Source organism: Aeromonas sp. MTB, assembly GCF_056632455.1.
In genome coordinates this window covers 3,039,651-3,059,803 of sequence record NZ_CP147026.1, presented here as the reverse complement: position 1 = coordinate 3,059,803, position 20,153 = coordinate 3,039,651, and the positions used below count along the sequence as shown (strand labels likewise).

Genomic DNA, 20,153 nt, shown 5'->3' with positions numbered 1-20,153 from the left:
TCATGAGTGAACAAGCCAAACGGCTGGTGGCCGTGACGCGCCAGCCTGCCTTGAGTGCCGGGGTCGAGCGGGTGATGGCCGGATTGAGCGATGTGGAGCACCTGCAACTGACGGGCTCTCTGGCGGAGGCCAGAGCGCACTGTCTGGCTCACGGTGCGCCCGATATCCTGCTGGTGGAAGTGGAAAATCAGCAGACGCTGGCGGCCGATCTGGCGGCGCTTGCCGAATGTTGTCCACCCCAGATGCGACTGGTGTTGCTGGGAGAGCGGGGAGATGTTGCCCTGTTTCGCTGGTTGATCTCGGTGGGGGTGGATGATTACTACCCGGCGCCGCTGGATCCTGATGCGCTTCGTGCAGGTCTGCTGCGTCTGCTGGGGGGGCCGCTGGTGACCTCCTTGCGTAAAGGGAGAGTGATCTGTGTCGTGGGGGCCGCGGGTGGCGTGGGAACCAGTACCGTCTGCGCCAATCTGGCACTGGAGCTGGCAGAGCAGCATCACCGTCAGGTGGCCCTGCTGGATCTCAATCTTTATCACAGCCGTCACCCTATTTTGCTGGGCAGCGACTATGCCCCGCCCGGCGAGCAGTGGTGGCAGGCGACCGATCGGTTAGATGGCACCTTGCTGGCTCACACCGCTCATCAACTCGGGCCACGGTTGTTCCTTTTCTATGACGAGGGCGCTGAGCTGGTGCTCGGCGCCGAGCAGTTGGTGGCCGCGGTCAATGTGATGGCTGAGCACTACAGCACCCTCATTATCGATGTGCCGGACCTGCGCAGCCATGGGTTACGCGCCTTGCTGCAAGAGGCAGATGTGGTGATCTGGTTGCACGATTTCAGTCTGGGGGGATTGCGACTGTTGGGGAACTTGCCCAAAGGGGGGCAGGCTCAACGTCACCTGCTGGTAGGCAACCATTGCCGCGGCAAGGAGGGGCGAGTGCCCGCCACGGAGCTGGAGCGGGTCTGTGGTCAACCTCATGCCGCCGTATTGCCTTATGACCACGGCGCCTTTGTGCGAGCCGAGCGGGCCGGCATGGCGCTTATCAAGCAAAAAAGCAAACTGGCCCGAGCAATCAAGTGGCTGGCAGCCGAGCTGGTTGGCACCCAACCAGCGGGACGCCGCCGGGGAGGATTGCGTTGATGTTCGGACAAGCCAGCAATCGGCAGCCGCCGGTACAAGGGGCGCTGCTGACCATGTCTGAGGCCGCGCGCGAGGCGTTTTACGAGCTGGTGGAGCCCTCGGTGGCCGCCACCTTGCCCCGTGATGCATTGCTGGAGCGGGTCGCCAATGCTCTCGATCAGCTCTCGAGCCGCCGCATGCTCCCTTACAACCGTCAGGAGTTGCTCCTGCTGGGGCGGCAACTGGTGGACGAGATGGTGGGGGTCGGGCCGCTGCAACCCCTGCTCGATGATCCCGAGGTGTCGGATATTCTGGTCAATGGTCCGGACAAGGTCTATGTGGAGCGGCACGGCAAGCTGGTGTTATCAGGGGTGCGCTTTCGCGACCGTCAGCATGTGTTCAATGTGGCGCAGCGGATCGTCAATGCGGTGGGACGGCGGGTGGATGAGTCCACCCCCATGGTGGATGCCCGTCTGGCCGATGGCAGCCGGGTCAACGTCATTGCACCGCCTATTGCCCTGTGCGGTACCTCCATCTCCATTCGTAAATTCCCGAGTAGCCGCCTGACGTTGGCTCATCTGGCGGAGAAAGGGGCCTTGTCGGACGCCATGGCCCGCTTTCTCGGTCTGGCTGCTCGCAGTCGTTTCAACGTGTTGATCTCGGGGGGGACGGGGTCGGGCAAGACCACCCTGCTCAACGCCTTGAGCAAGCACATCAACGACGACGAGCGGATCATCACCATTGAGGATGCCGCCGAGCTCTCTCTTGAACAGCCGCACTGGGTACCGCTGGAGACGCGCAACGAGAGTGCCGAAGGCAAGGGTGAGGTGAGTGTGCGGGCGCTGGTGCGAAATGCGCTGCGGATGCGGCCGGACCGGATCATCTTGGGAGAAGTGCGCGGCGCCGAGGCGTTCGACATGCTGCAGGCGATGAACACCGGCCATGACGGTTCACTCTGCACCCTGCACGCCAACACACCGGAAGATGCGCTGCTGCGCCTGACCAACATGTTGCAGATGGGGGCTGAGCGCCTCTCCGAGCAGATCATTCAGGCCCAGATCGCCAGCGCGGTGGATCTGGTGGTGCAACTGGAGCGAATGCGCGATGGTCAGCGCCGCATCACTGCCATCAGTGAAATCACGGCGCTGGAGGGAGGCCAGATCAGGATGCAACCGTTGTTTCGTTTCGTGCTGGAGTCCGAGCTGCACGGCAAGTTGCAGGGGCGCTTCATGGCCCATCCGCTCTCGGCCGGGGTACAAGAAAAGGCTCGTCAGGCGGGCCTGCTACCCGAGTTGCAGGCGTGCATGGATGAAGATGGGGAGGAGGGCGAATGAGTGTGCTGTTATCCGTCTGCCTTGGCTGGGGGGCGGCCTGTCTGCTGCTCTGGCAGTGGCAGAGTCGGCGTGAAGCCTGGCTGCAACAGAGCCTGCGTTATGGCGGGCAACCGGAGTCCCGGGAGGCGGCGCATCCCTTGCCCCAGTGGTATCAGCAGATGGTGACCATGGTGGGGCAGGAACAATTGACTCGCTGGTGCTGGCAGGGGCCGGCAGGCGCTGCACTTGCCTGCATCTTGCTGGTCGCCAATGGCATGCCGCTTTGGCTGGCGTTGCTGCTGGCGGTTGGCGGGGCACTGCTGCTTGGTCTGCTGCTCTATCAACAGCTGCAACAGCGAGCGCTGGAGCAGTTTCGCACTGGCCTGCCCGAGGTGATTGACGGGATGATCCGGGCGCTGCGGGTGGGGGCGCCGCTGGCCGATATTTTCCAGCAAGTGGCACGGCAGCAGCGCGGCTTGATGTCACGGCTGTTTGCCCAGATGCACGACGAGTTGCAGGTGGGGCAACCGGTGGCGCAGGTGATGCGACAGGCGGCAAGCAGGGTCACGGTGGCCGAGTTCCAGTTTCTGACCATAGTGCTCAGCCTGCAGCAAGAGACCGGTGGTCGCCTCTCCGACGTGCTGGCACAACTGGTCGAAACCCTGCGTGCGCGTCAGACCCTGGCGGCCAGCATCCAGACCATCACCGCCGAGAGTCGCAACTCTGCCAAGGTATTGGCCGCTCTGCCTGTCATCATCCTGCTGGTGCTGTTCAGTACCGGGCGGGAGCACTTTACCTATCTGATGACCACGGCCAGCGGCCAGTGGGTGATGGGGTATGTCTCAATCAGCGTGGCGGTGGGGCTCTGGCTTATCCGCCGGCTCACGCGTCTGCAGGGGTAGGTCATGGCTGTTACCCAACTATTCGCATTGGCACTGCTGTCGCTTGCGCTTGCCGCAGTGACGGGCTGGTACGGTTACCGGCAACAACAACAGTGGCAACAACAGTGTCGCCGTTATGCCACTCTTACCGCGGCAAAGGTGCCGGGGCGTGAGTGGCTGGCGTGGTGCGGCCGCTGTTATCCGGTGGGCGGCCGCGAGCAGACACGCTTGCAGCAGTTACTGGCGCAAGCCGGGATCTTTGCCAGCCAGGGTTTTGACCGGTTACGGGGGCCAAACTGCTGGGGGGCTGGGGTTGGCCATCATGGTGCTGACATGGCGCCTGCTGGGTGCCCCGGCCGATGGATTCACCCTGATGTGGGTACTGATGGCCTATGTTGTAGGGGCCGGTTTGCCGGAGCGCTGGCTGCAGTGGCGGGCCCGCAAGGTCAAGGCGGCTCAGCAGAAGGTGGTGCCTGATGCCATCGACCTGCTGGTGATCAGCGTCGAGGCGGGGCTTGCGCTGGATCGGGCGTTGCTGCGAGTGGGTCACTATCTGGAGGCGTTGGAGCCGGGGCTTGCCCGGCAATTCTTGCGTACTCATGCCGAGATCCAGATGCGCGGCGATCAGGCCAGCTGTCTGGCACGGCTTGCCTGGCGGACCGGCTTGCCCGAGCTGGATCGTCTCGCCAACACCTTGCAGATGGCTCAGCAGTACGGGTCGCCATTGGCCGAGACCATGCGCACCATTAGTCAGGAGGCGCGCCAGATGCGGAGACTGGCACTGGAGGAGCAGGCTGGCTCCCTGCCGGGCAAGATCACCCTCATCCAGATGGCGCTCATCATGTTGCCCATGCTGGTGCTGATCATTGCCCCCACCCTCAATTTGTTGATCAACAGCCTGCGTTGAGCAGGCGATGGAATCGGATATGAAATCGAGCTATTACCTCATTTTTATCTCGCTGCTTCTGCTGGCGGGATGCAGCAGCCATGGTGATGCATCGGCGCAGAGTCAAAGCAATGGCATGGCGGTGGCCAAGGCCGCTTTTGATTCTGCCCAGTATGAGAAGGCTGAACGCCTCTATCTGGCGCTCTTGAGCAGTGATGCCTCGCTGGAAGAGGCGCAGCTGATGCTGGCGCGAACCCGTTATCAGCAAGATAAAAAGCAGGCCGCGCGCGATGGTCTGCAACAGCTGCTAGACCGCGCTGGCAAGCAGGCACCGGAGGCGGCCAATTATCTGGGCAAGTTTCTGCTCGATGATGGTCGTACGGAGGAGGCCGCAACCGCTTATCGTCAAGGACTCGCCTTGCCGGAGCTGACACCGTTGGCACGGGCCCGGCTCAGCAACGGGCTGGGGGTAGCCAGTCTGCGGCAGGGGGCGTTTGCCAAAGGGCGTGCGCTGTTTGAGGCGGCGGTAGCCGCTGCTCCGGATGAGCCTGACTATCGCGGCAATCTGGCATTGGGTTGGCTGATGGAGGGTAACCGGGTCGCAGCTCGTCAGGCCTTCGAGCCGCTGCTGCATTATCAGAGTCTGCCACCCCAGGTGGAGATGAACTACGCCCTGCTGCTGCTGGCCGAGGGCAATGAATCTCAGGCTCGCCTCATCCTGTCGCGCTTTCTCAGTGCCAGCCAGCTGGAACACGATATCCGGCTGCTCAAGGCGCAACTCAGAGGGCAGTCTGTGTGAATCATCAGCGTGGCGTGGCCAGCATCGAACTGGTGATCATCTTGCCACTGCTGCTGGCGTTGTTGTTGCTGGTGGTGGATGTGCTGCGGATACAGCTGCAATACAGCACCCTGGAGTATGGCCTGCGCGCTGCATTGCGGGAGCTGCAGGCCGAGTCGGCCGCAGGGCGGATCCCCTTGGCTGGCGCTATTCGGGAGCGGTTACTCAAGCAAGGGCACGGTGAATTGGCCGGGGTGGAGGTGACTGTCAGGCATCATGTGTCACTTGCAGCCATGTTGGGGCAACAAGAGGGAGGGCTGGATCCGGGCAGTGACACCCGTGCGCCTGCCGATCCCGTGCTGGAGGTGACTGCCAGACTTCGCCCCCGTTTGCTGCTGACCCCGAGCTGGCTGGTGGCCGATCGCCAGCTGGGTTATCAGAGCACCTTGTTGTTGCTGACTGACCGGTTGCCGGCAGGTGGTGCAGGATGAGCAGAACCATCTCTCGACCCGCACAAAACAGAGGGAGCATCAGCATCGAGGCGATGCTGTTTATCCCCGCGCTGTTGGCCCTGCTCAGTTTTGGCAACGAGGCATTGCAACTGCTGCGCCTTGAACAGCGGTTGCACAATGTGGCCTATAACGTGACGCAGATCGTGACCCAGCAAGGGGTCACGCAGGATGCGGCGGCAGTTTCCCAGCTGGCGTTTTATCAAGGATTTGTGCAGCAGCAACTGGCGGCTCTGCATGGTGGGCAAGCGGCGTTGACCATAGAGCAGTACAACAGCGCCAGTGGTGAACTGTTGCCGCTGTTGCAGGGAAGTGGCTGTGCCGGGCAGGGCAATTGGCCGCCGCTGCGGGTTGGCACCTTGATGCGGGTGACCCTCTGCTATCGCCCGGATGTGGACGGGGGGGGCATGTTTAGCCGCCTGTGGGGCGATCGTGCGTTGACCACCTACTTTATTCAGGAGGTTCACTGATGCCACTATTGTTTGAACAGCGTGGCGGCTTATCTCCGGCATTCGCATTGATGCTGGTCGGGGTATTGGCGCTGACCGGGGTCGCCATCGAGCTGGTGCGCGGTTACAACGGCCAGAGTCTGCTCAGCGCCGCTGCCGATGCAGTCATCTACTCTGCGGCAGATAGCGACACAGCCTTGCAAGATGCCCAGGCGCTGATGCAGGCCAATCTGAGCGGGCGTAATCTGCAGGTGGCTACTCCCCGCCTGAGCCAGGGAGAGCAGGGGGCGCAGGTGATCTTGCAGGGAAAAGTTCCCGCTCTGATGGATCTCTCGGCGATAGATGAAGGGGAGGAGGGGATGCCGATTGCGGCGGCTGCGCGTGCCAGCAGTGCACGAAGCCGGATCGAAGTCGCGCTGGTGCTGGATATTTCCGATTCCATGTCAGGTGCACCCATGAAGGCAATCAAGCAGGGCCTTGTCGAGTTTGGCGAGGTGCTGTTTGGTCGCGAGCGGCGCAATCAGGATCGGGTGGTCAGCATCATTCCCGCCACCGGGCTGGTCAATATCGGCGATCATCCCGAGCTGTTTCATCCCGAAAGTATTGAGTTTCCCTTCGGGTTGCGGACGCTGGCAGAGGAGCGTGGTTGGCTCAATCTGTTGTCGCGGGAGGTGCCGGGGCGTCAACGCAAGGCATTCTGTGCCAGATTGCCGGAACATGTTGATGGTATCGACCGGGTGGCGGAAGTGACTCCTGGCTGGATCCGCAAACTGGAGCAGGCCCCGCGGGATGAACTGCGGCCCCATCTCTTTTACAGCACCAAGCCTCCCCCCATTGCCCGTTATGGCGATGGGACGCCCTTGCTGGCCTTTGCGCCCAAAGATAATCCGCTGGATCGCTATCTGGAGAACCGCCGTGACAAGCTCGGTATTTTCGATGATGCAGATTGCGGGGTCAGTCCGATCCAGCCTCATCTTGCGACCCGTGCCGACTATCGTCAGGCGCTTGATACACTCTATGCCGCATTCAATACCAACACGGCAGAGGGGGTGATGTGGGGTTGGCGGCTGCTTTCGCCAGAGTGGCAGGGACGCTGGCGACAGGGTGCGGCAGCCTTGCCGCGCCCATATGGATTGCAGGATAACCGCAAGATCATGGTGCTGTTTTCTGATGGGGAGCACATGGGGCCCGAGGCAGCATTGCGGGATCGCAAGCAGTTGCTGTTATGCCGGGAGATGAAACGCAAGGGGATCCAGATCTACACGGTGGCGTTCGAAGGGGATACCCGTTTCGTGGCCCAGTGTGCCAGTGATCGCTCCCTGGCCTTCAAAGCAACCAAAAGCAATATTCGTACTGTGCTGACCCGGTTGGCGAGCTCCATCAATGATGTCGTGTTGACGAAATAATGCAAAGAGGGGCCTGATCGGCCCCTCGCTATTCAAGGTGTTAACAGGGTCACATCGCCGCGCGGAAAATGGCAACGATCTCTTCGTGGCTCGCCTGTTTCGGGTTGGTGAAGCCGCAGGCATCTTTCAGGGCGTTGCTGGCCAGGGTATCGAAGTCATCGGCTTTGACGCCGAGTTGCTCCAGACCGGCCGGGATCTTCACATCCAGCGCCAGCTGCTTGATGGCAGCAATGGCAGCGGCGGCGCCCTGCTCGTCGCTCATGGCACTCACGTCTACCCCCATGTAGCGGGCCACATCCTTCAGACGAGCCGCGCTCACCTGGGCGTTGAACGCCTGAACGTGGGGCAGCAGCACGGCGTTGCAGACGCCGTGGGGCAGGTCATAGAAACCGCCCAGCTGGTGGGCCATGGCGTGCACGTAGCCGAGGCTTGCGTTGTTGAAGGCCATACCGGCCAGGAACTGGGCGTAGGCCATCTGCTCGCGGGCATGCAGGTCATCGCCGTGGTGAACGGCGGTGCGCAGGTGCTTGGCAATCAGCTCGATGGCCATCACGGCGCTGGCATCGGTCACCGGGGTGGCGATGGTGGAGACATAGGCCTCGATGGCGTGGGTCAGGGCATCCATACCGGTGGCGGCGGTGAGACCCGCTGGCTTGGCCAGCATCAGCTCGGGGTCGTTGACCGACATCAGTGGGGTAACGTGCTTGTCGATGATGGCCATTTTCACGTGGCGCGCTTCGTCGGTGATGATGCAGAAGCGGGTCATCTCGGAGGCGGTACCGGCGGTGGTGTTGATGGCGATAAGCGGCAGTTGCGGCTTGGCGGAGCGATCCACCCCTTCGTAATCCTTGATGCTGCCACCGTTGGCGGCCACCAGCGCAATGCCCTTGGCGCAGTCGTGAGGCGAGCCGCCACCCAGCGAGATGACGCAGTCGCAGCCGTTGGTCTTGATCATGGTCAGACCCGCTTCGACGTTGCTGGTAGTGGGGTTGGGTTTGGTCTCATCGAAAACAACGCTTTCAATGCCATGTTCAGCCAGCAGGGTGGTGAGCTTGGCGACCACGCCGATCTGGTTGAGGATTTTGTCGGTGACGATCAGCGCCTTGCGATAGCCGTAACCCTTGATATCGGCGGCGGCCTCTTGCAGACAGCCGGCACCCATCAGGTTGATAGCGGGAATATAGAATTTGAATGTAGCCATGATGGACTTCCTATAGTTAGCCATTAAGTGGTAGTTGAGTGCTAGGCTACCATCTAGAAAGGGATACAAAAGCATCTTGTTTACAACTTTACGGGGTCGATCACGAGTCGTTAATTAAGCGCTGAACCAGGCTTGACTTTCCCGCATCTGACTTGATTTGTAGAAAAACGTTTGTCAATTATTTCATTGAGTTAGCAAACGTTTTGCGCAATGTTTGTCACTGTCAATGCGTGGAAGTGTGAGGCGCTTCAAGGAATTGGAAAGCGCTTTCGACCATAGTTGGCGCCTCCCCGAAGAGGGGGGTAAAGGCTTGAAAGTATCATAAAGAATCATCTTAACTTGTGCCCTGACCATGCTGGCAGGGGGCAACCAGGAGTCCAATATGTCTGATGTATTTCACTTGGGTTTGAAGAAAGCGGATCTGCAAGGCGCCACCCTGGCGATCGTCCCCGGTGACCCCGAGCGCGTGAAGCGTATCGCAGAGCTGTTGGATAACCCGGTGCACCTGGCCAGCCATCGTGAATTCACTACCTGGCGCGGCGAGATGGACGGCAAGGCCGTGATCATCTGCTCTACCGGTATTGGTGGCCCGTCCACCTCCATCGCGGTAGAAGAGCTTGCCCAGCTGGGTATCCGCACCTTCCTGCGTATCGGCACCACCGGCGCCATCCAGCCGCACCTGAACGTGGGTGACGTGATCGTGACCACCGGTTCCGTGCGCCTCGACGGTGCCAGCCTGCATTTTGCACCGATGGAGTTCCCGGCTGTTGCCGACTTCGACTGCACCACTGCGCTGGTTAACACCGCCAAAGAGATGGGCTCCAAGCTGCACATCGGTGTGACTGCCTCCTCCGACACCTTCTACCCGGGTCAGGAGCGTTACGACACCGTATCCGGCCGCGTAGTGAGCCGTTTCCAGGGTTCCATGAAAGAGTGGCAAGCCATGGGCGTGCTGAACTATGAGATGGAATCTGCAACCCTGCTGACCATGTGCTCCAGCCAGGGCCTGCGTGCCGGTATGGTGGCTGGCGTTATCGTCAACCGTACCCAGCAAGAGATCCCGAACGCCGAGACCATGGCGAAGACCGAATCTGATGCCATCAAGATCGTACTGGGCGCTGCCCGCAAGCTGATCTGATAGCACTACAAAGAGTGGGGGGTGGGGGCCGTTGCGAAAGCGCGGCCCCTATCTTTATCCGCCGTTTACCGCTTTTCCTCTCCCGTCACCCCTTTCACTGATCCCGCCGCACTTGCGCTGGTTGTCTCTGCTGGCTGCCTCTACCTATTGCCCCTAAAAAGGCGCTGGACAGCGCACTTGCATCGGCTCGCCGCTCATCGGATGAGTAAAATTCAGCTCGCTGGCGTGCAGCATCAGCCGCGGCGCCTGTTCGCAGCCGGGGGGAAGCAGGCCACCATAGAGATCGCAACCTAGGATGGGGTGGCCCAGCAGCTGGCTGTGGATGCGCAGTTGATGGGTGCGGCCGGTCTCCGGCACCAGTCGTACCCGGGTCAAAGGCACGGTCTGCCCCTGCATCTGCTGCGCCAGCCGCTCAATCACCTGATGGCGGGAGCGGGCGGGTTTGCCACTGACGGCGCAGATCTTCATCTGCGGGAAAATCGACGGATCCTTGGCGATAGGGGCGTCGATAACTCCTTCGTCGTCAATCAGATGACCGCAGAGCAGGGCGCTGTAGGCCTTGCTCACCGCCCGCTGACTGAACTGCTGGCAGAGCAGGGCATTGATGGCCTTGTTTCTGGCCACCACCATGATGCCTGAGGTGCCAAAATCTAGGCGATGCACCAGGGTGCAGCCGGGGAAATCCTGCACCAGTCGATAGTGAACCGAGTCGAGGTTCTGCGGATTTTTGCCCGACAGACTCAGCAGGCCGCTCGGCTTGTTGATGAGCAGCAGGTGCTCATCCTCGAACAGGATCTCGATGGCTGCACTGCAGGGCGGGGCGATAAAGGTGTCGACGATAACGGACATAGGGCACACGGGCTGGAAACGGGGGACGATCATACCCGAACCGGCGCGGCCGGGCGAATGGGCGGTGCGCTGCCTCGGAAAATGAACGGCATGACGCCATGCAACCTATTGATAATGAGCTGTGTTGAGCGAGGTGGCGTGGCGTGCAAACCGCCCAGGTCAGCAACAAGGCCCCGTTTTGTGACCCCTTCCCGAGTTCATCCGAGGCTTGCTTGTTAAGGTATGGCTCCCTGTTATGTTGTAAGGACTCATCCCATGGCACTGCCCGTTATTCTCGATTGTGATCCCGGCCACGACGACGCCATCGCCCTCATTCTGGCGCTGGCCAGCCCTGAACTTAAGGTGCTGGCGGTCACCACCAGCGCGGGCAATCAGACGCCGGACAAGACCCTCAACAATGCCCTGCGCATCCTCACCTTGCTGGGGCGGGACGATATTCCGGTGGCGGTCGGGGCACCGAAACCGCTGGCCCGCGAGCTGATTATCGCCGACAACGTCCATGGCGAATCTGGGCTCGATGGCCCCAAACTGCCTGATCCTGCCTTTGCGCCGCAGGCCATGACTGGGCTTGAATTGATGGCCAAGTGCTTGCGCGAGAGCCCGCAGCCCGTGACTCTGGTGCCGACTGGGCCGCTGACCAATATCGCCCTGCTGCTGGCGGCTCATCCCGAGCTCAAACCCAAGATTGCCCGCATCGTATTGATGGGGGGCGCCGCTGGGGCTGGCAACTGGACGCCGGCGGCGGAATTCAATATTTATGTGGACCCGGAAGCGGCCGATATGGTCTTTAAGTCGGGTATCCCCATCACCATGTGCGGCCTCGATGTGACCCATGAGGCGCAGGTGATGGACGAGGATATCGAACGGGTGCGCGCCATCACCAATCCGGTGGCCCAGTGCGTGGCCGGGCTGCTCGACTTTTTCATGATCTACCATCGGGATCCCAAGTGGGGATTTGCTGGTGCACCGCTCCACGACCCCTGTACCATTGCCTGGTTGCTGGCTCCCGAGCTGTTCCACGGGGTCGAGTGCCGGGTCGATATCGAGACCCGGGGTGAGCATACCGTGGGGATGACGGTGGTGGATCGTTATGGTCTGACCGGCAAGTCAGCCAATGCGCTGGTATTGTTGGGGCTGGATCGTCCGGGCTTTATCGATCTGCTGGTGACGCGGCTGCGGGCGTTTGACTGAGCGCCGGTTCATTTTTGCAAGAAGGGGCGGGGAATGTGGAAGAGAGGCTTGGTGCTGCTGGCCGGGTTGCAACTGACAGGCTGTGCGACGCCATTCGAGCGGATGTGGCAGGGGCTGGCGACCTGTGAATTTACCGATCTCTATGTGGATGAGACGGGCAGGCCCGCCCATCTACAACTGGCCAACTACACCCCCTACAAGGTGAGCGACGGCTTTGCCTGGTACAAGGTGCACGAGGAGCTGCACGGCCTGCCGGTGGTCGGTTTTATCGTGCCCGCTTCCAGCTTCGAAGTGCATGCTCTCTTTGTCGATACCCCCATCGCCAATGCCCGCCGGTTGACCCACAACGCCTACGGCAGCGAGTTTGGCGACGAGCAGAAGCATGACGAGGGCTCAGCCCCTCTGCTGCTGCGCGATCCCAACAACCCCAAGCGCTCCATCATCGACTGCACTCGCGGCGAGTCTGACGGGGAGCTTGAGGATTCGGCCATGCCCGAGTAGAGCCACCTGTCACGCCATCGGCCTGAAAAAAGAGGGGCCAGCCTTGTCGGCTGGCCCCTCTTTTTTATTGTTGCTTAGCGCCCTGATCAGGGATAGCTCAGCGTCTCCTTGATAAGCGGCAGCTGGGCCTTGATCCATGCCGGATTGCAATAGGTTCCCCAGTCGCAGGCCTGACTCGACATCATTTCAGGGATAGCTCAACGTCTCTTTGATAAGCGGCAGTTGAGCCTTGATCCACGCAGGGTTGATGGGGCCCCAGTCGCTGATGCGGTAGTGTCCCTGCAGGTGGCGAGCCCCCTCGGTCTGCTCGAAGGCGCAGCTGATGTCGAGCTCGGCCAGCGCCGTCAGGGTATCCTGCGCGGTGCGGCGCGGCATGCCGGTCGCCTCCATGATGGCAGGCACCGTATCCGTGCCCTGGCTGATCAGCCAGGCCACGTAGAGGCGCCGGTAGAAGCTGGTGCGGGTCTTGCTCGGCTCGCTCATAGCTCGTCCTCAAGACGATCGAAGTAGCGCCAGGTCGCAATGGCGGCTTTGCCCATCACCAGTGCCCAGAGGCCGAACCAGAACCAGCGGAAGAAGCTCCAGGTGGAGGCGTCAGGCTCGGTACTCTCGATCTTGGTGACGTTGGGGAACATGGAGAACATGTTCACGCGCCAGCCGTAGGAGGTAATGATGGCCAGGCGTTTCTCGAACTCCATCGACTTGGCCTTGGCCTGGACGTCGGCGGCGTTGAATTTGAAGTAGAAGGGCCAGCCCCACTCGGTATCTTCATTGCGAAACACCCGGATCTTCTCGCCGGGGCGTTCGGTGTAGATGTAATAGACGTCGGTGGTGGGGCCGTCAGCCGGGTTTTTCTGGCTGATGGGGCCATCCTTGTCGGTGCGCTTCACCTCGACCCCAGTGATGGTAGCGATGGTGTGCTCCGGCAGGTAGTAGTCGAGCCAGGCGGCGGAAATGAGGGCGATGAGCCCCAGGGCGATAAAAGCGGGTTTCTTGAATCTCAGGCTCATGGTGTGCTCACGTGAGGGGGAGTAACGTGCCTCTACCATACCGATATTTGACAGGGCAGCCCAGCCCCTTATGGCGCCACAAGCCAAAAAATGGCGTTTAAAACAGAGACAAAGCCATTGCTCCATCAACAAGAAAGGCCCTTGCGGGCCTTTTTGTCTGGTTCACTTTGTGCGCTTACAGCTGGAATTGAGCCAGCTGTTTGCGTTGCTGCTCGGCGAGCTGGGAGAGTTCGTTGCTGGCACTGGCGCTCTGGCTGATGCCGGCGGAGCTCTGGCTCACGATCTCGTGAATATTGGTGATGTTGCGGTTGATGTCGGCAGTGACGCAGGACTGCTCCTCGGCGGCGGTGGCGACCTGGGCGTTGGCGTCGTTGATCTGGCGTACGGCACCGGTAATGCCGCTTAGCAGATCCTGCACCTGAGCCGACAAGCGCTGGTTATGGCTGAGGATCTCCAGCGTTTCCTGTACGCCGTTGTTGGCGGATTGGGACTGGCTCTGCAGCCGCTCGATGATGGCCTGGATCTCCTTGGTGGAGTCCTGGGTACGGGCCGCCAGCATTCTCACTTCGTCGGCCACCACCGCAAAACCACGACCCGTTTCACCGGCACGGGCCGCTTCGATGGCGGCATTGAGCGCCAGCAGGTTGGTCTGCTCGGAGATCCCCTGGATCACTTCAATTACCTTGCCGATCTGCTCGGACTGGGATTTGAGCTGGGCCACGATGGCGGCGGCATCTTCCAGACTGCCCGCCATCCGGCTGTTGGCGGCGATGCTTTCGGTAAAGAGGGCGAGCCCCTGTTCGACCCGGCCATTGGCATCCCGCGCCAGCTCATCGGCGATGGCTGCGTTGTGGTTGACGTTGTCAGCGGTGCTGGAGAGTTCGGTCACGGCGGAGGCGACCTGTTCGATCTCGCTGTGCTGCTGCTTTGCATTGGCCTCCGACTGGGTCATCACGGCGGCCAGCTCGGTGGCGGCGGAGGCGACGCTGTTGCTGATCCCGGTCAGGTTCTCGATGGTGTTGCCGAGCTGGGTAAGGGTGAGGTTGATATCTTTGGCCAGACGGGTCAGCTCGTTGTTGCCCTCCGCTTTGGCGCGCACGTTGAAGCGCCCTTGCGCCACGGCGTGCATCACCTCTTGTAGCTGACTGATGGGGCTGACGATGCGCCCGGAGAGGACCCAGCCACAGATCAGCGCCGCCAGCAGGGTACCGGCGGTGAGCAGCAGGGTACGCAGCAGGGTGGCGTCGTAGTGGGCCTGCTCTTCGGCCAGCTCTTGCTGGATCAGCTGGTTGATGTGGGCCGACATGCTGTCGATCTGTTTGATCAGCTGTTCACCCAGCTCGCGGAAATGGAGGCGGGCCGCCTCGTAGGCGACCGGATCGCCGCCACCCTGATGTTTTTGCGCCAGCAGCGGCAGCATGTTGCTGCGGGTATGGCTGAGGTAGGCCTGCAGGGCGGCAGCGACCTGACGGTTATCCTGCTCGGCACCGGGGAGCACCAGACGGCCGAGGATGGCGTTGATCTCCTGCTCGGCGCTGTTGAGGTTTGCGGGCAGTGCGGCAAACAGCTTGGCATCGTAGAGGCCATAGATGGCGCTGGTGCGCAGCCGGTAGGTGGCGTGGATCAGTTTGGCAATATCGTCCTTGTGCTGGACCACGCTCTGGGTCGTCTCATCTATGTCATTGATGGCTTCATCCAGACCCTGTTTGCTGATGGCGATCATCACCATCATCAGCAGGCTGGCCAGCAGCAAAGGTATCAAGACCTGGACGCGTATTGATAGATTATTCAATGACATAAATGGCTCTAATCCGGAATTGGAGGAGCCGACATCTTACACATGCACGTCAGGAGCTGTCACAGGCTTTTATTGCTGAAATGTGCTGAAGAAAAGGTTTTTTCTTGTGAGAAAGGAGCCATTTAGGCATGATTGAGCGCTTTATCCCCTGAATATGTGGTACAACTGGCTGGGTTGTGTCAATTCTGTCCCGTTTTCGTGATTTCCCGCTCTCGTCATATGGAGGTGTGTTGTGTCCAGCTGGATCGATCCGGCCATTCTGGCTCTGTTTATCCCGACCTTTTTCTTTGTCTCGGTGACCCCCGGCATGTGCATGACCCTGTCGATGACCCTGGGGATGAGCCTGGGGGTGCGCCGTACCCTGCACATGATGTGGGGGGAGCTGATCGGGGTCGGGCTGGTCTCGGTGCTGTCGGTGATCGGGGTGGCTGCCATCATGCTCAACTACCCGGGGATCTTCGCCGCCTTCAAATATGTGGGGGCGCCTATCTGGTGTGGCTTGGCATCCAGATGTGGCAGGCTAAAGGGAAGATGGCCATTCCGGCGGATCTCTCGGCCGGTCAGCAGACCAGCGCCATGGGGCTGGCGCTGCAGGGCTTTGTCACCGCTATCGCCAACCCCAAAGGGTGGGCCTTCATGATCTCTCTGCTGCCCCCCTTTATCTCTGCCGACAAGCCGATGGCGCCGCAGATCAGCGCGCTGGTGGCGCTGATCCTGGTCATCGAGTTCTCCTGCCTGCTGCTCTACGCAAGCGGTGGCCGCACTCTGCGCCACTTCCTCGCCAAGAGCGGCAATGTCACCCTGATGAACCGCATCGCCGGTACCCTGATGCTGGGAGTGGGGGTCTGGCTGGCGCTTGGGTAAGAGCTGTCAGTGACTCTCGCCACAAAAGAAAAATGCCACCGGTCGGTGGCATTTTTTATGGGCGCAGGGTGGCTCAGCGAGGCTTGAAACGCTCGACCCAGGGGTTGGCGGAGAGGCCGTGCAGGATGACGCTCAATATGATGGTGCAGAGCACGGTGGCGATGATAGGGCGCTGGCCAATCAGGGCAGGCTCGTTTTGCAGCACCATCACCGCAAAGACGATACTGGCAAGGCCCCGCGGCCCGAACCAGCCGATAAAGAGCTTGAGCTCCGGCTTGAGGCCGGTGCCGATGAGGCTCAGCCAAACCGGCACCATCCGCAGCAGGGTGAGGCTGGCAATGGCATAGAGCCAGTATTGCCAGTGCAGCAACTCCGGCAAAATGGGCATCAGGGTCGCGCCAAACACCATCCAGATCACCACGGAGAGCAGGTCGCCGTAGCCTTCGCAGCTGTCCATATAGGCGTGCTTGTGCTCGCCGAGGCGGTGGCCGATAAAGAGGCCGCCGACAAAGGCGGCGATAAAGCCGCTCCCCCCGAGAGTCTGTGCCAGCGCAAAGCAGAGCAGGGCTAGGCCTGGCATGGTGAGCTGACGCCAGAGTGGCAGTTGCCAGCCATTGAGATAGGAGATCTTCAGCAGCCGGATGGTGAGGCTGGTCAGTACAAAGGCGACCAGCAGGCCAATACCGATCTCCTCCAGCATCAGGGTGATAGCCAGAGTGGCGGTGCCTGCGTGCTGCTCGGTGGGGGCGATAAGGGCCAGCAGCAGAAGCAGCACCGGTACGCAGATGCCGTCGTTGAGGCCGCTCTCCTGATTGAGCCCTTCACGCACCGGTGCCGGCACCGCGGGGTTGCTTACCACCGCCTTGCCGAGCGCCGCATCGGTGGGCGCAAGAATGGTGGAGAGGATAGCCATCTCCAGCAGTGGCAGGTCGGGGAAGATCCAGTGGCCAAACAGGGCACCACAGAGCAGGGTGAGGGGCAGGCCAATCAGCAGCAGCCGGATGGGGAGCTGGCGGTTGGCCAGCAATATCTGCCAGTTGGTGTTGGCGGCATCGTTGAACAGCACGATGACCAGCGTCAGCTCGGCCAGCAGCTTGATGCCGGCGCTGTCGATAGAGAGGGAGAGCAGCTCAAGCCCGCCCGGCCCCAGCAACCAGCCGGTCAGCAGAAAGAGCAGGGGGCCGTTGACCAGTTTTGACTCGAAGCGCCCCGCAATCAGGCTGTAGATCAGCAAGAAGGCGGCGATCACCGCCAGATTCTGGTAAAGCAGGTGTGCATCCATACAACCTCCTTTCTGCCCCCCGCAGGGGGCGGTTTAGTCGGTCAGGCAGTCGGGGTCGAACACATACTCCCCGTCCAGCCAGCGCACGATTTCGTCGACGCAGGATTGGTCACGAAACGGCAGATAGCGCGCCTTGAGAGCGGCAATCTGCTCGGAGGTGAGCTGTGCCAGCCCCAGATCCTGAAACAGCGGCAGGTCGGCCTCGATCATCGCCGAGATCTGCGGGCCACAGGTGGCGTTGAGGGCGGCATGCAGCGCCTTGTCGGGGTCGTACTGCTTGCCGAGTCGGTAGCTCATCGGCAGGGTAGCGAGGGGCAGGGCGGAGAGCGCTGCCTGCTTCATCGGGTTGACCGCATGGCCGGCGAGCAGATCCGCCAGCTCGGCGGGGCGGTTCTCGAAGGCGCGCAGGTGCAGGTAGCTGCTCGCCTTGCTGCCATCGTTAACCGGGTAGTTGTCCCACAGGAAGGGCTTGCGGCCGAGCAGTTCGGTCACCTGCTTGAGGTGGCTGGCTGGATATTCGCTGGAGCAGACCTTGGGGCCGGTCCAGAAGATCTCGAAGCGGCGGTCGAGCTGTTCGCCAAGCTCCTCCAGATAGCGGGGAGGCATGGCGCCAAACACCTTCTCCAGCACCGGATCGGTCGAGTAGTAGCTGGGGCAGAAGATGAGGCGGGCCGCCTTGCTGTGAGCCGCGATGTCGTGGGCGATGGTGAGCTGGTGGCGGGCCAGATCCGGGGTATCCCCCTTCATGTCGTCAAACAGCACCGCCAGAATGTCGGGCTGGAGCATCTCGTCGATGAGGCGCACTTTCTCAAGCAGCGCCGGGCGTTTGCGCTCGTAGTCGTGGTGCGCCCCCATGGGGCTCAAGCCCACCCCGAAGGCGAGCCCGTTGGCACGGCACTGGCGCGCCAGCTCGGCGAGATCCGCCAGCTGCTGCTCGGGCCAGGGGAGGGCCCAGTGCTTGCGCAGATAGCCATCCTCTTTCGGGGCATAGATATAGAAGCCGTAGCCGTGGCGTGGCAGCCACTGGGCGTAGCGGGCGCGGGCCTGCCAACTCCATCCCTTGCCAAAAAAGCCTTCAATGACCCCCAGATTGGCTGCGGGGGCAGGGGGCCGGACAGCAAACTTTGATATGGCATAACACTCTCCCTTCTTGCTGGGGACTTGATACGGGACGGTCGGTCAGACCGGGTCCTCTTCCTGAAAGCGCACCCCAATCTTGCCCGGCACGCTCTCGTCCATTTCGGCCACGGTCCAGATCAGGCCCTGCCATTCGATGTTGTCACCGACCACCAGATTATCGCCCAACTGGCTGGCAATAAAATCACCCAGTGTCTGATCCGCCACCTCGCTCACATCCAGCCCGTAGAGGGGGGCGAGATCCACCAGCCGCGCGGCTGCTTCCAGCAGGAAGTCACCGAAGAAGCGGGGGCCGAGATCCTGTTCCGGCGCCTGACTGAACAGCTGGCCGAGGGCGGGGAGGTCGCGTTCGTGACCGATCACGCAGAGGATGTCATCGGCCTGCAGACAGGTACTACCCGAGGGGTGGAGCAGCTCGCGGCCTCGAAACAGGGCGCAGATCCGGGTGCCGGTGGGCATCTGCAGATCCCGCAGCGGCGAGCCGATGCACCACTTCTCCTCCCCCAGCTGGTAGACGAAGGTCTCCCACTGGCTGTCGAGATCGATCTCGAGCCCCGAGCGGTTGATGGGCGACGGTGGGGCCGGTACCTCCACCCGTGCCAGTTTTGAGGCCAGCGGCAGCGAGCTGCCCTGCAAAATCAGCGAAACCAGCACCACAAAGAAGGCGACATTGAAGTAGAGCTGGGCGTTGGGCAGCCCCGCCATCATGGGAAACACCGCCAGAATGATGGGCACGGCGCCACGCAGGCCAACCCAGGAGATAAACCAGCGCTCGCGGGGGGCGAAGTTCTTGAACGGCAGCAGCCCGATCCAGACCGACACCGGGCGGGCAAACAGGATCATCCACATCGCCAGCGCCAGCGCGGGCAGAGCGATGGGCAGCAGCTTGTGGGGCGAGGCGAGCAGCCCCAGCACCAGAAACATGCCGATCTGGCTGAGCCAGGTCAGACCGTCCAGCACCGACAAGGTAGTGCTGCGGCTGCGCAGGGCGAGGTTACCGAGCAACAGACCGGTGAGATAGATGGCGAGAATGCCGCTGCCACCGACCGCCGTGGTGAGGGCGAAGATGAGCAGACCGCCGCTGACGGTGAGCAGCGGATAGAGCCCAGGCGCCAGGCGGGCGGTGTTGATAAGGCGCCACAGCAGCCAGCCGCCGCCAAGGCCGATCCCGGCGCCAAGGCCGAACTGTTTGATGAGCTGCAGCAGCAGAAAACCGGCGTTGAGATCCTGCTGGCTGCTGGCCAGCACCTCGATCAGGGTGACGGTAAGAAACACTGCCATGGGATCGTTGCTGCCCGACTCTATCTCCAGCGTCGCGCTCACCCGCTCGTTGAGGCTGCGCCCGCCAAGCAGGGAGAAGACCGCCGCCGCATCGGTGGAGCCGACGATGGCGCCGATCAGCATCCCCTGCATCAGGTTGAGGTCAAACAGCCAGGCAGCGGCGAGCCCCGTCAGGCCGGTGGTGATAGCCACCCCGACCGTCGCCAGCGACAAGGCAGGCCAGAGCGCCACCCGGAACGAGGAGACCCGGGTGCGCATGCCGCCGTCGAGCAGAATGATGGCAAGCGCCAGGTTGCCCACCAGATAGGCGATGGAGTAGTCAGCGAAGTGGATGCCACCTGGGCCATCCTCACCGGCCAGCATGCCGACGGCGAGGAAGATAACCAGAATGGGAATACCGAGGCGGGAAGAGAGGGCGCTCAACAGTACGCTGGCTCCCACCAACAGGGCAGCGACAAAGAAGAAACTGTTGATGGTAGCGGCATCCAAGGGCGAACTCCTTCCTGGTAATGTGCAAAGTAGGCACATTATATGCAGTTAGGCCCCCCTTGTGTGGCTTATTTG

General features: G+C 61.5%; 17 protein-coding genes and 3 pseudogenes. 12 read left to right on the top strand and 8 right to left on the bottom strand.

What is annotated here, in order from left to right; translation table 11 throughout:
* Positions 1-2 precede the first annotated feature (2 nt).
* From WBR25_RS14000 to WBR25_RS13965, 8 genes and pseudogenes are all read left to right on the top strand, one after another.
* Positions 3-1,136 carry a CpaE/TadZ family protein gene (locus WBR25_RS14000; protein ID WP_479748314.1) on the top strand — a complete coding sequence of 378 codons (1,134 nt, stop codon included), beginning with the start codon at positions 3-5 and terminating at the stop codon, positions 1,134-1,136.
* On the top strand, positions 1,136-2,449 hold the full coding sequence (locus WBR25_RS13995) for a TadA family conjugal transfer-associated ATPase (RefSeq protein ID WP_479748312.1): 1,314 nt from the start codon (positions 1,136-1,138) through the stop codon (positions 2,447-2,449). The genes WBR25_RS14000 and WBR25_RS13995 overlap by 1 nt, the downstream gene beginning before the upstream one ends.
* Entirely contained in the window at positions 2,446-3,330 is an 885-nt protein-coding gene (locus WBR25_RS13990) for a type II secretion system F family protein (protein ID WP_479748310.1), read from the top strand. The genes WBR25_RS13995 and WBR25_RS13990 overlap by 4 nt, the downstream gene beginning before the upstream one ends.
* Positions 3,331-3,333: 3 nt before the next feature.
* Positions 3,334-4,216, top strand: a pseudogene (locus WBR25_RS13985) (type II secretion system F family protein).
* Between the two features lie 19 nt (positions 4,217-4,235).
* Positions 4,236-4,994 (top strand): tetratricopeptide repeat protein, encoded by a 759-nt coding sequence (locus WBR25_RS13980; RefSeq protein ID WP_429639582.1) that lies wholly within the window; start codon positions 4,236-4,238, stop codon positions 4,992-4,994.
* Positions 4,991-5,464 (top strand): TadE/TadG family type IV pilus assembly protein, encoded by a 474-nt coding sequence (locus WBR25_RS13975; protein ID WP_005359316.1) that lies wholly within the window; start codon positions 4,991-4,993, stop codon positions 5,462-5,464. The genes WBR25_RS13980 and WBR25_RS13975 overlap by 4 nt, the downstream gene beginning before the upstream one ends.
* Positions 5,461-5,952: a pilus assembly protein FlpK gene (locus WBR25_RS13970; RefSeq protein WP_139733961.1), complete on the top strand. Its 492-nt coding sequence runs from the start codon at positions 5,461-5,463 to the stop codon at positions 5,950-5,952. Before WBR25_RS13975 ends, WBR25_RS13970 begins: the two co-directional genes overlap by 4 nt.
* Positions 5,952-7,337 (top strand): vWA domain-containing protein, encoded by a 1,386-nt coding sequence (locus WBR25_RS13965; protein ID WP_447748039.1) that lies wholly within the window; start codon positions 5,952-5,954, stop codon positions 7,335-7,337. Before WBR25_RS13970 ends, WBR25_RS13965 begins: the two co-directional genes overlap by 1 nt.
* 49 nt (positions 7,338-7,386) lie before the next feature.
* Here WBR25_RS13965 and yiaY read toward each other — a convergent pair whose 3' ends face one another.
* On the bottom strand, positions 7,387-8,538 hold the full coding sequence (gene yiaY, locus WBR25_RS13960) for an L-threonine dehydrogenase (protein ID WP_335876214.1): 1,152 nt from the start codon (positions 8,536-8,538) through the stop codon (positions 7,387-7,389).
* Between the two features lie 382 nt (positions 8,539-8,920).
* On the opposite strand from yiaY, the gene udp reads away from it, so the two are divergent.
* Complete coding sequence (udp, locus tag WBR25_RS13955) at positions 8,921-9,676, top strand: uridine phosphorylase (RefSeq protein WP_005337975.1); 756 nt, start codon at positions 8,921-8,923, stop codon at positions 9,674-9,676.
* A gap of 153 nt (positions 9,677-9,829) precedes the next feature.
* On the opposite strand, the gene WBR25_RS13950 is transcribed toward udp, so the two are convergent.
* Positions 9,830-10,558: an RluA family pseudouridine synthase gene (locus tag WBR25_RS13950; RefSeq protein WP_479748306.1), complete on the bottom strand. Its 729-nt coding sequence runs from the start codon at positions 10,556-10,558 to the stop codon at positions 9,830-9,832.
* A gap of 222 nt (positions 10,559-10,780) precedes the next feature.
* On the opposite strand from WBR25_RS13950, the gene rihA reads away from it, so the two are divergent.
* Positions 10,781-11,716 (top strand): pyrimidine-specific ribonucleoside hydrolase RihA, encoded by a 936-nt coding sequence (rihA, locus tag WBR25_RS13945; RefSeq protein WP_479748305.1) that lies wholly within the window; start codon positions 10,781-10,783, stop codon positions 11,714-11,716.
* Between the two features lie 33 nt (positions 11,717-11,749).
* Positions 11,750-12,217: a hypothetical protein gene (locus WBR25_RS13940; protein ID WP_479748303.1), complete on the top strand. Its 468-nt coding sequence runs from the start codon at positions 11,750-11,752 to the stop codon at positions 12,215-12,217.
* Positions 12,218-12,403: 186 nt separating this feature from the next.
* On the opposite strand, the gene WBR25_RS13935 is transcribed toward WBR25_RS13940, so the two are convergent.
* From WBR25_RS13935 to WBR25_RS13925, 3 genes are all read right to left on the bottom strand, one after another.
* A complete protein-coding gene (locus WBR25_RS13935) occupies positions 12,404-12,700 on the bottom strand; it encodes a winged helix-turn-helix domain-containing protein (protein WP_005337957.1) in 297 nt (98 codons plus the stop codon).
* Positions 12,697-13,227, bottom strand: a complete 531-nt coding sequence (locus WBR25_RS13930; RefSeq protein WP_005350438.1) for a DUF1523 family protein — start codon at positions 13,225-13,227, stop codon at positions 12,697-12,699. Before WBR25_RS13930 ends, WBR25_RS13935 begins: the two co-directional genes overlap by 4 nt.
* Before the next feature lie 175 nt (positions 13,228-13,402).
* Positions 13,403-15,025, bottom strand: a complete 1,623-nt coding sequence (locus tag WBR25_RS13925; RefSeq protein ID WP_439965548.1) for a methyl-accepting chemotaxis protein — start codon at positions 15,023-15,025, stop codon at positions 13,403-13,405.
* Between the two features lie 232 nt (positions 15,026-15,257).
* Between WBR25_RS13925 and WBR25_RS13920 the strand changes: the two are divergent.
* Positions 15,258-15,889, top strand: a pseudogene (locus WBR25_RS13920) (LysE family translocator).
* A 73-nt stretch (positions 15,890-15,962) separates the two neighbouring features.
* Here WBR25_RS13920 and WBR25_RS13915 read toward each other — a convergent pair.
* The 3 genes and pseudogenes from WBR25_RS13915 to WBR25_RS13905 all read right to left on the bottom strand — a co-directional run bounded on the left by WBR25_RS13915 (position 15,963) and on the right by WBR25_RS13905 (position 20,078).
* The gene (locus WBR25_RS13915; RefSeq protein ID WP_479748300.1) at positions 15,963-17,171 is read right to left on the bottom strand and encodes a cation:proton antiporter; all 1,209 of its coding nucleotides are present in this window, start codon (positions 17,169-17,171) and stop codon (positions 15,963-15,965) included.
* A 33-nt stretch (positions 17,172-17,204) separates the two neighbouring features.
* Positions 17,205-18,307: pseudogene (locus tag WBR25_RS13910) on the bottom strand (beta-N-acetylglucosaminidase domain-containing protein).
* A 43-nt stretch (positions 18,308-18,350) separates the two neighbouring features.
* Positions 18,351-20,078, bottom strand: a complete 1,728-nt coding sequence (locus tag WBR25_RS13905) for a potassium/proton antiporter (protein WP_157162268.1) — start codon at positions 20,076-20,078, stop codon at positions 18,351-18,353.
* Positions 20,079-20,153: the final 75 nt, after the last annotated feature.